General features: G+C 71.9%; 9 protein-coding genes and 1 tRNA gene. 1 reads left to right on the top strand and 9 read right to left on the bottom strand.

Features of this window, described 5'->3' with window-relative positions; all coding sequences use genetic code 11:
- Window positions 1–126 precede the first annotated feature (126 nt).
- Together FMEAI12_RS29200 and FMEAI12_RS29195 are read right to left on the bottom strand one after the other, a co-directional pair.
- Window positions 127–215: transfer RNA gene (locus FMEAI12_RS29200), tRNA-Ser, on the bottom strand.
- 161 nt (window positions 216–376) lie between these two features.
- A complete protein-coding gene (locus FMEAI12_RS29195) occupies window positions 377–784 on the bottom strand; it encodes a hypothetical protein (RefSeq protein WP_200835450.1) in 408 nt (135 codons plus the stop codon).
- 111 nt (window positions 785–895) lie between these two features.
- Between FMEAI12_RS29195 and FMEAI12_RS38780 the strand changes: the two genes are divergently transcribed.
- Entirely contained in the window at window positions 896–1,453 is a 558-nt protein-coding gene (locus FMEAI12_RS38780; protein ID WP_235014742.1) for a hypothetical protein, read from the top strand.
- Here the strand turns inward: FMEAI12_RS38780 and FMEAI12_RS29185 are convergent.
- From FMEAI12_RS29185 to FMEAI12_RS29155, 7 genes are all read right to left on the bottom strand, one after another.
- Complete coding sequence (locus FMEAI12_RS29185; RefSeq protein ID WP_112108577.1) at window positions 1,384–3,867, bottom strand: FUSC family protein; 2,484 nt, start codon at window positions 3,865–3,867, stop codon at window positions 1,384–1,386. The genes FMEAI12_RS38780 and FMEAI12_RS29185 overlap by 70 nt on opposite strands.
- A gap of 260 nt (window positions 3,868–4,127) precedes the next feature.
- Entirely contained in the window at window positions 4,128–4,889 is a 762-nt protein-coding gene (locus FMEAI12_RS29180; protein ID WP_071060886.1) for an ABC transporter permease, read from the bottom strand.
- A complete protein-coding gene (locus FMEAI12_RS29175; protein ID WP_112108576.1) occupies window positions 4,886–6,037 on the bottom strand; it encodes an ABC transporter ATP-binding protein in 1,152 nt (383 codons plus the stop codon). Before FMEAI12_RS29175 ends, FMEAI12_RS29180 begins: the two co-directional genes overlap by 4 nt.
- A gap of 333 nt (window positions 6,038–6,370) precedes the next feature.
- A complete protein-coding gene (locus tag FMEAI12_RS29170; protein ID WP_071060883.1) occupies window positions 6,371–7,075 on the bottom strand; it encodes a GAF domain-containing protein in 705 nt (234 codons plus the stop codon).
- Complete coding sequence (locus tag FMEAI12_RS29165; RefSeq protein ID WP_235014740.1) at window positions 6,996–7,532, bottom strand: anti-sigma-factor; 537 nt, start codon at window positions 7,530–7,532, stop codon at window positions 6,996–6,998. The genes FMEAI12_RS29170 and FMEAI12_RS29165 overlap by 80 nt, the downstream gene beginning before the upstream one ends.
- A gap of 35 nt (window positions 7,533–7,567) precedes the next feature.
- Window positions 7,568–7,870 carry a hypothetical protein gene (locus FMEAI12_RS29160; RefSeq protein WP_071060879.1) on the bottom strand — a complete coding sequence of 101 codons (303 nt, stop codon included), beginning with the start codon at window positions 7,868–7,870 and terminating at the stop codon, window positions 7,568–7,570.
- A gap of 367 nt (window positions 7,871–8,237) precedes the next feature.
- Complete coding sequence (locus FMEAI12_RS29155) at window positions 8,238–9,140, bottom strand: LLM class F420-dependent oxidoreductase (RefSeq protein WP_071060878.1); 903 nt, start codon at window positions 9,138–9,140, stop codon at window positions 8,238–8,240.
- Between the last annotated feature and the right edge of the window lie 967 nt (window positions 9,141–10,107).

The raw sequence follows: 10,107 nt of genomic DNA, 5'->3' as shown, positions 1-10,107 counted from the left end.
CGCCCGTCCCCCGCCCGGGGGTCCGGCCCTCCGGGAGATCCCGCATGGCCGGGCCCGAAAACCACGAAGCCCTGAACCCAGGATCGTGGGTTCAGGGCTATGCCGATGTCCCGGGACATCACAGAGCGGAGGGCGTGGGATTCGAACCCACGAAGAGGATCACTCCCCTTAGCGGTTTTCAAGACCGCCGCCATCGGCCACTAGGCGAGCCCTCCTGACCTGCGGAGACTCTGCCAGGCTGTGTCCGGCTTGCCGGAGTTCGTCTGTCATGTGCCCGCCGGGTACCTGACCAGGGTCTCACAGCCCGCGGCCGTGGTGTCCGGGACATCACCCGACTGTCTCGGTCGGGAGACGAAAGGCCCCTGACCCCGGCTCGTCAGCCGCGGCGGAGGCGGCCCTCGAAGCCGTCCCCGGCGAGTTGCTCGAAGAGCGCGCGGGCGCGGTCGTCCTCGGCATCGAGATGATCATCCATCGCCGCCTGGGCGTCCTGTGCGGTGAGGAAACGCAGGCTGTCCAGCGCGCCGCAGGAGCAGGTGACCTGCCACTGGCCGTCGGCCTCCTGGTCGGTCGTCGCGTCGGTGCAGCTGTCGTCGCCCAGCAGGAACATCGGCACGAAGCCGACGCCCGGTCGGCAGGCGCTCATCGAGATCTCGCCGCATCGCCTGTCCGAGGCCGAATGGCCATCCGCCGCCGCACGGGCGTCGGCTTCGGTCGGATGTTCGCCGTTGAGCTCACCGCACCGGCAGTGCACCCACCACGGACCATCAGTGTCTTCGTGGTCCACCGTGTTCTCCTCCGTCGTCGGCCTCGCGCCACGCCCATCGTGCCGGTCGCCTCAGGTGGTCCGCGCAAGATCGGTTTGATTGTGTCCGGCCCGGCCGGGCACGCCAGGACTGTGACCAGTGCCCATGCACCGAACACCGCGGGGCGGCACGATCGCCACACCTCGTGGGCGGCCCAGAAGCCCACAGCGCGCGCCGCACCCACGCCGCCCCCGTCCTCCGCGACGCCCGCCACACCCGCAGAGCTCGCAGAGCCCGCGGCTGATCGGACGGTCCCGCAGGTCGACGACGCGACCTCTGCGGCGGCCGGCAAGCTCAGCGAGGCCCTCGAGTGGGTGGAGCGCGCTCGGGGCGCGCTGTACTCCTTCCACCAGCTCTCCGGCCGCGCCGATCTCATTCTCGGCGAGGCGCTGGACGCCCTGTGCGAGGCCGGGCACCCGCGGCTGGCGGCCGAGGTACGGCGGGAGCTGCACGGCCGCAACGTGCTGGACGGACGGTGGACGTTCCAGATCGTCGAGGAGTACGACGACCTGTACTACCGGCCGTTCGTCAGCACGGAGGAACGAGTGCGCGCCCTGCTCACCGACGGCCAGCGGCACGTCTACGAGGCTCGGATGAAGGCTCGCGAGCGTTCCGGGGCCGGCCGCGACCCCTGGGGCCCCGGCGCCTGATCGACCGGCTTGCGCGGGCGGTCCCGGCCGCCGTCGGACGTCCGGTCGAGCGCCGTGGCGGCGGCCGTCAGCCGGGGCTGCAGGTCGCGCAGGATGTCCAGGTAGGCGGCCCGGGAGGTCAGCGCGGCACCGGCGAGGATCTCGGGGCCGCGGTGCGCGCGGGCAGCCCTGTGGATCATGATCAGCCCGGCTGTAGCGGCCCGGCCGGAGCCGGCTTCGGGCTCGGGTGGCTGCCGCGCGGCGCCGAGGGCCGTGGCGTAGGCGGTGTACCAACGGCAGAGGTCCCGCATGTCCTCGATGAGGATGCCCTGGGCGACGGCGAAGCCGGTGGCCTCGGCGCGGCCGGCGCCGGCCGCGCGTGGGAGATCGGGCGTCAGATCGGGCGGCCAGGGGACGTCCCCGTTCCACAGGAGCTGCGCCGTCCGCCGGATACGCAGCGCGCCGGCGGCGATCGTCATCAGCGCGTCGACGTCGAAGCGGCCCGGCGGCTGCTCGGCGAGGAACTGGCGTACGGCGTCGTCGAGGAGGCGGCCGGCCCGGATCGCCTCGCGGGCGGCCGGTGCCACGGCCGGATGCTCGGGGGCACCCGGCGCGTGCGGGACGACGAGATCGAGGAACGTCACCGCACTTCGGTAGGCGGATTCGGCGTGGGTCCGGATCACGGCGACCGCACCGCGGGGCCACAGCAGGGCACCGACGACGATGCTCACCCCGAACCCGATCGTGACGTCCTGGATCCGTACTATGCCCACCCGCCAGCCGGCGGGTTCGACGATGTTGAACAGCATGAGCACGGCGACCGTGAAGCCCGCCTGGCCCAGTACGAACCCCGACCTGCGGCGGGAGTAGCTCCCGAGCAGCACGGCGAGCGGGAGAACCGCCCACAGGACGGCGGTGTGGGTGCCGACGGCGACCACGAAAAGGCCACCCACGACGATGCCGACTCCGGTGCCGGCGAGCGCGCGTACCGCGGCGGAACCGGTGGCCATGGCGTTCGAGCGCAGGACGGACAAGGTCCCCAGCACGACCCAGAAGCCGTGCTGGAGCCCGGCGGCCTGGGCGATGATCACCGCCGTGGTGAGGCCGAGGGAGCCGCGCACGCTGTTGCGGAACCACACCGACCGCGGGCTGGCGTAGCCGGCGGCGAGATCGGTCGCGGCGGTTCCCCGCTCGCGCACCAGCCGGCGCGCGTGATGGAACGCGTCCACGGTGCGCCGGACGGGACTCGCAGGCGGGCGGGGCGGGAGGAGGCCGGTCACCCGCAGCACGTTCAGCGCCAGTTCCCTGGCCCCCCGGGCCAACCGGCGCAGGCGGAACGCCTCGGCCGCGGCGAGGTCCGGTGGGCAGGCAGGCGCCGGCTCCCGCAGCTGCCGCAGCAACGCCGACCGCATCGCCCGCTCGGACCGTTCCAGTCGCGCGATCCCGAGCCGATCGTCCCCGACCCGCACCCCACCACCCCCGCCGTCGGCCCTGGCCCTGGCCCTGGGCCGACCGTGGTCGGACGGTCCGATGCGGGTGGCCGCCGCGCGCAGCGTCGCCGTGACGGCGGCGTGCAGCTCGGCGGCCTCCGCGGGAAAGCAGGCGCGGGCGGTCCGGTCCCGCTCCGGCCACGGAAGGGCGAACGGCACCAGCCAGTTGACGTCCATCACCAGGTGGCCGAGCGCCGCCGCACGGCCACCGACCCCGGTCGGGCGGTGGGCCGTCGCGACGAACTGCCGCCGCAGCCGCCGCAGCGCCGGCCAGAGATCGGGCGCCGGACGCCGCGACACGTCGGCCGCCGGACCGCGCGACACCGCCGCCGGCGGGTCCGGCACCTGGGGCTGCCAGCTCACGGCCGTCGCGAGCGCGTGGCAGACGTCCGCCGTCTCCGCGCGCAGGCGGTCCGGCGGGCGGCGCGGCCAGAGCAGCATCGCGGCGGTGATCGAGGCGACCGAGGCCAGCCCCCAGCCGACCAGCCGTTCCGGTATCGCCGAGATCGGGCCGGGTGTCATCACAGGCAGCACGAAGGCGAGCAACGCGGATCGGCCGGCGACGGCGACCTTGGCGTTCAGCACGCCGGAGAACATCACAACGAAGGCCACGACCGCGGTCATCGACGCCGCCAGCCAGGGCGAGCGCGAGCCGAGCGTGCCGAGGACGACCATCCCGGCACCGGTGGTGGCGAGCGTGAGGTAGGCGGTGAGCCGGGCCGGTCGGGGCCCGTCGAAGTCGACGAACTCGAGGAGCGCGTAGGCGCCGAACCAGGCGAACAGGCTCATCCGCACATCGCCGACAAGCGTGGAGACGAGGGCGAGCAGGGCGGGGGCGACGATCGCGACGCGGGCCGCCGAGGTGAGGCAGAAATGCCCGGGGTCGCTGTCGAATGCTCCGAACAGCCGCGGACGAGCCACTCCCCGCCACCACAGCTGTCGCATCAGAGTATTCGCTACCCACAGTAGCGGCGTGGGATGCGCGCGGGCCCTGCTTCAGACCACAAACTGCCTGCCTGGAGGCAGCAATCGGCACAATCTCGACCGAGCATCCCGAGCCCGGCTTCCAGAAGGACCGACTCCACAGCGCCCGACGCCACAGAGCCCGACCGGAACGACGTCCGGCCGGGCCCCCCGCAGCCCCGATCAGTCGACTTCCCCAGCGGGTCAGGCGACCCGCTGGGGGCCAGACTTCCCGCGGTGGGTCAGGCGTCCCGCCGCTTGGCGGCGGCGAGGCCGATCGCCAGGATGCCGAGGCAGACTGCGGCGAAGTAGATCAACGATCCCCAGGGCCCGAAGGGCAGGCCCCCGACCACCGGCGGCCCGTCGTTCGTCTCCGGCTGCCCCGCGACGATGAAGTTGTTCCCGACGATGAAGGGCAACCAGTCCTGGATGTGGTCACCGATGCGCGGGATGACCGGCAGCAGGCTCTCCGCCAGGAACAGGTAGACGAGCATGACCACGATCGCGCCCGCGCTGTGCCGGATCAACAGACTGAGACCGATCGCGAAGATTGCCGCGAGAAGGTAGATCAGCCCGATCCCGAAGACGTTGCGGTACTCCTGGCTGGTGTTCAGGACCAGCGGGGCGTCCGGCTGGATCAGGCGCGCGACGCCCCAGGAGGCCACCGCGGTGATCTCGCCGACGATCCCGGCGAGCCCGGCGACGACGACCGTCTTCGCCAGCAGCGCCGGCGTCCGGCTGGGAACGGCGAGGAACGTCGACCTGATCGTCCCGAAGCGGTACTCAGTGGTGACGGCCAGCGCCGCCATCACCATCATCACGACGAGCCCGAAGTTGTACGCGAACTGCGTCACGCTCGGTGTCAGATCGGCGAGGTCACTCGGCTTGGTCGCGGCGCTGAAGACCGCGGTGAGGCCGACGGTGAGCGCGACCGCGAGGATCATGCACCACCAGGGCGAGCGGGTGGAGAAGAGCTTGATCCGCTCGACGGTGAGCAGCGTCATGGCTTGTTGACCCCCGTCCAGGCATCGGTACCGGGGCTGGTAGGCGCCGGTACCGACGGGCCGCCGGGGCCCGATGGTCCGGCGGGTGTCGCGCCCGGAGGGGTGGGGGCGGGCACAGCGCCGGGAGGAGCACCCCCTGGTGGCACCGCGCCGGGCGGCGGGCCGGCAAACCCGGGAACACCGGGTGCGCCGGCCGGCCCGGTGCCGACGAGCGGCCCGGTGGGGCCGACACCGCCCGCGTGATACTCGACGTCGCCGCCGGTCATCTGGATGAACGCCTGCTCCAGCGAGCCACGCGACTCGGAGAGCTCGTGCAGGACCAGCCCGACGGTGCCGGCCAGCTCGCCCACCTGCTCGGTGGAGCTGCCGCGAACCACCAGGGCGGCCGGGATGTCGGTGGTGGCGGGTGTCTCCTGGACCGCCAGGCCCTGGCCGGTGAGGACACTGTGCAGCCGCTCCATCTCGGGGCCGCGTACCCGCACCGAGGAGTCGGACGCCGAGTTGATGAACTCCTTGGTGCTCGTCTGCGCGATGAGTCGCCCGCGGCCGATGACGATGAGTTCCTGGGCGGTCAGCGCCATCTCGGAGAGGAGATGGCTGGACACGAACACCGTGCGACCCTCATCGGCGAGCCGATGCATGAACTGGCGAATCCAGAGGATTCCCTCCGGGTCCAGGCCGTTCACCGGCTCGTCGAACAGCAGCACCCCGGGGTCACCGAGCAGCGCGACCGCGATCCCGAGGCGCTGGGCCATGCCGAGGGAGTAGCCCCCGGCCCGGCGCCCGGCCACCCCGGTGAGACCGACGACCTCCAGGACCTCGTCCACCCGCTTGGCGGGCAGCCGGTTGGAAGCGGCCATCCAGCGCAGGTGTGCGCGCGCCGAGCGGTTGGGGTGGACCCACTTCGCCTCGAGCAGCGCGCCGACCTCGCGCAGCGGCTCCTTGAGCTCCCGGTACCTGCGCCCGCCGATCAGGACCTTGCCGGCCGACGGGTGGTCGAGCCCGAGAATCATGCGCATCGTGGTCGACTTACCCGCGCCGTTGGGGCCCAGGAAGCCGGTCACCTTGCCGGGCTGCACCGTGAAGGTCAGGTCGTTGACGGCAACGGTACGGCCGTAACGCTTGGTCAGCCCTCGTGCCTCGATCATCACCCTCCTTTCTGGATCATTCGTTATTCCTCTAGCTAATTCGTCTCTGCCGTGGGGAAATCCACGGCCATCACTCACCGGATGGTGGCATCAGGGGCCGACACTTCCCGACCAGGCGAGCAAGCGGTAGACATGTGGCCTGTCGGTCTGGTGACAACCCGAAGCTTCCCCGCGGACAGTGAACAAGAACACGAGGCGCGGCAGCCATCGGGCTAACCCCCGGAAGCGGGGTCGAGACAGCCGCAGGCTTCGGGGAAACCGGGGGCCTCGGGCGACGACGGCCTCGCGGGCCTCGGAGCCGGACCCGCGGACCCAGAGCCGGACCCGCGGGTCTCAGAGCCGGACCCGCCCGGCGAGAATCTCCTCGGCCAGTTCGGACACCCGTCGGCGGCTGCTGCGCGCCGCGCGGCGCAGCCGTTCGAAGGCGGTGACGGCGTCCGTGTCCCAGACGGCCATCAGGTAGCCGACGGCCCGGTCAATGGGGACGCGGTAGTCGAGGGCGAACTGCAGCTGGCGGGCCAGCTTGGTGCTGCGGTCGGCGACCATACCGGCGAGCAGGATGCTCTCCAGCACCTGCCCGAACCGCTCGAGGGCCTCGCGCTCGGCGGAGGTCCACTCCCGGGGCGAGTCGTCGGCGACGTTCAACGTCCCGATCGGGCCGCCGCCCATCCGGATCGGCACGCCGAGGACCGCCCGCACCCCGCCGGCGAGCAGCCTGGGCCTGGCCTGCGGCCAGCGGGCCTCACCCGCGAGATCCGGGCTCACCACCAGCTCGTCCAGGACGAAGGACTCGACGCACGGGCCCTCACCGAGCTCCTCCTGCACCTGTTCCAGCAGGCGCCCGCTGCTGTTGCTCGCGGCGACGCTGCGCAGGGCCCGGTCGGCGTCGACGACGAGGATGCCAGCGCCGTCGAGCCCGAAGACGTCGGTGATCGCGCGCACGGCCTCGGACAGCAGCTCACCGAGCTCTACCCGCTCGGGGACGAGGTGGTGCAGCCGGGTCAGGCTGGCGTCCAGGCGCGCCTTTTCGATCTCCATGTGTTCTCCCGCGACTGGCCGGAGGGCGCGGAGAGGCACCGTCGGCACGACCGCCGACTACCACCCGCTCCACTCGCTCGGACGTGGTCAGCACGGCGTTCCAGGCTTCGGCGACGTCAGGGTAGAGCGGAACTCCAGGCGACGTGAGCAGCTTCACCATACGGTGCAGCAGCGGCCCCGCTCCGCTGAGCGCGACGGCGACCGCGCGGCGCTCCCCGGCGCGCCACAGCAGGTGCAGCACAGTGAGTCCGCGGACGTCGGCGAACACCCGGGACACGTCGAGCACCAGCCCCACAGGCCCCACAGGCCCGGGAGAGCGCGTACGCCGGGCGGCGACCGCGGTCAGCACGGCGTCGAGGGCGGCCCCGGCCGGCGCCTCGGTCGCCATGTCCAGGTCGCCGTCGAGCGCCGCCGTGGCACCCCACGGGTTCAGCCGTACCGTGATCTTCAGCGCCATGGGATCATCGAGAGCAACCAGGAAGCCCTCGGGGATCACCGGTCGACGCGCCCGGAACGCTCGGCGGGGTCGGAGACGTCATCCGGGCCCGCGCCGGCCGACGCCGGATCGGGCTCCTGACCTGGTTCACGCCGCCGCCGGTGGCGAGGTCCCACGTCGACCTGGCGACGTATCCGGCCGTCGAGCGCGGCCTCCCGCTCGGCCTCCACGCTCGAGCTGATCATCCCGAGCATCCGGGAGCGCTCGCCGACGTCCATGCCGGTCATCAGGCTGTCCAGCAGGCCGCCGCTCTCGCTCAGGAAGTTCGCGGGCCCACTCGCGGGCCCCGCCGCGGACACCTCGCAGGAGGCGTCCGCGGCGGCTCGGGGACGAGGTGCGCCCTCGGATCCATCGGGTTTACCGGCCGGGGCGGGAGTGGCCGGAACCTCGGCCGGGGCAGAAGGCGTGGGACGCGCCGAGGCATCGGCCGGACCAACCGGGGTTGGCGCCGCCGGTGTGCGGATTGCTCCCGTGCGGGCTGCTTCGTCGAGAAAAGAACGATCTGCGGGCATACGTCACACTCCGTGACAGGGCCGCAGACACAGGGCAGCACGAACTCGGTTCTGCGAAGGTACTACCTTCGCAGGCAAGACTGCCAGTGGATCTTTTTGGTGACCTCGGGGCCCCGAGGTCACCGCGAACCCGGCGGCCGCCTTTCCACCGCGGTCAGAGGCCGGTTCCGTGAGCTCCGGCGCCCGCCCGCGGCCTCAGGTCGAGCCCCGCGGCCAGGTCACGCCACTGCTCCCGCGGCAGCTCCCGGCTGCCGGTGAGGATCTGCGCGCAGACGTGATCCGCGCCGGCCGCGCGGTGCTCGTCCAGCCGTGCCCGGATGGTGTCCATGTCGCCCCACGCCACGAGGGCGTCGACCAGGCGGTCGCTGCCGCCGCCGGCCAGGTCGGCGTCGGTGAAGCCGAGCCGCCGCAGGTTGTTCGTGTAGTTCGGCAGGTCCAGGTAGACCGCCAGCGCGGCCCGCCCGATCGCGCGGGCCCGGTCGGCGTCCGTCTCCAGGATGATCTTCTGCTCGGGCGCGAGCAGTGCGCCGCCGCCGAGGATCTCCCGTGCCATCCGGGTGTGTTCCGGTGTGACGAGGAAGGGGTGCGCCCCGGCTGCCCGCTGCGCGGCCAGGCCGAGCATGCGCGGCCCGAGCGCCGCCAGCACCCGCGCCGAGACGGGGATGCCCACCGCGTCGAGCGCGTCGAGGTAGGACAGGACGGCGCCGTAGGGGTGGTGGTAGCGGCGACCCGTCGTCGCCTCGACCCGCTTCGCGTGCCCGGTTCCCACCCCGAGCAGCAGGCGGCTGGGATGGGCCTTCTCCAACATGCCGTAGGTGTCGGCCAGCAGGTCGACCGGTTCGGTCCAGATGTTCAGGATCCCGGTGCCTACACACAGGTTCTCGGTGGACTCCAGCAGCGCCGCCGGTAGTTCCAGGTCCGCCGTCGCGCCGCCCAACCAGACCATCTCGTAGCCGAGCTCCTCGAGCTCCTGGGCGGTGTCGCGACGTTCGGCCGTGCCACGTGGCCACTGCCCGGCGGGCATCCAGAGCCCGGTCCTGGCGACATTTATGGTCACTCGTGATCCCTTCTCGCTGGTCACATCGTCGTCATCGACGTCGCGATCCGATCGGGTCCTCCTACCCGATGCCGCGGTCCTCCTCACGTCTCGACGTGGTCCTGATGGGTATGTCACCCCGGCGATTCGGGACGTCCGTCCCTTGTCCGTCCGAGCTGCCAGTCCGGGTTGTCCACTCTGTCCACCGCGGTCGCGGGTGTCGTCGCAGGTCGTCGATGTCTTTCATGTCGGTCAACGGCCGCCGGCGACACCAACGGCCGCGAATCCACGGTGTCCGGTGACGGGTGTTCCGGCTGGAAGCCGGAATCCCGGAGCTCAGGTGACCCCACCATCCGGCCATGCGGTGCGATGATTCATCCAGGCGATCGGCGCTTTCGGGCCGACCAAGGCCTGAACTCCGGCGTTGCGTACTCGACCGGCCTTTACGTATTTGACTGATATAGCACACTTGGCCGGTATTGCGTATCTGACCGGCTTTGCGTACTCGACGTTTCGGCAGTGCCGCCCCGGGATGACCGGGATGCCACCACGGCGGCGGTTCGAGCGGGGAGGGCCCTGAGTCGACCATAACCACGAGAGGGGACAATCGTCACGGCCGACGGGGACCGTGCGGCCCCCCGCGGGACGTCGTCCGGCGAAACGGAAGCGAGTCATCCAGGTCGCGCCGCTCCCGCCCGGTGTCGACGGGCCCGCCCGGAAGTGGTGCTCACGCTGGCCCGATCGGGCCGTAGGCCGCCGTCTCCGGGTAGTGCCACGGCGCCCGCCCGATGCCCGCCCGGTGCTGTCCGCCGTCAACAGGCCGTCCACCGCCGGACGGGGCAGGCGGCGCGCGCCGGAGCCAGCTCGAAAAGCCTGCCCCACCAGGGATGCCGGTCTGGCGGGGCGGCCGGGTGGCGCGAGCGGGGGCCGCAGCTGTCCACAGCTCTCCACACACTTTCCACAAGTTATCCACAGGCTGTGGTGAAGT

This window comes from Parafrankia sp. Ea1.12, from assembly GCF_900465275.1.
GTDB classification, from domain to species: Bacteria; Actinomycetota; Actinomycetes; order Frankiales; family Frankiaceae; genus Parafrankia; species Parafrankia soli.
This window is presented reverse-complemented; position numbering and strand designations above follow the sequence as displayed.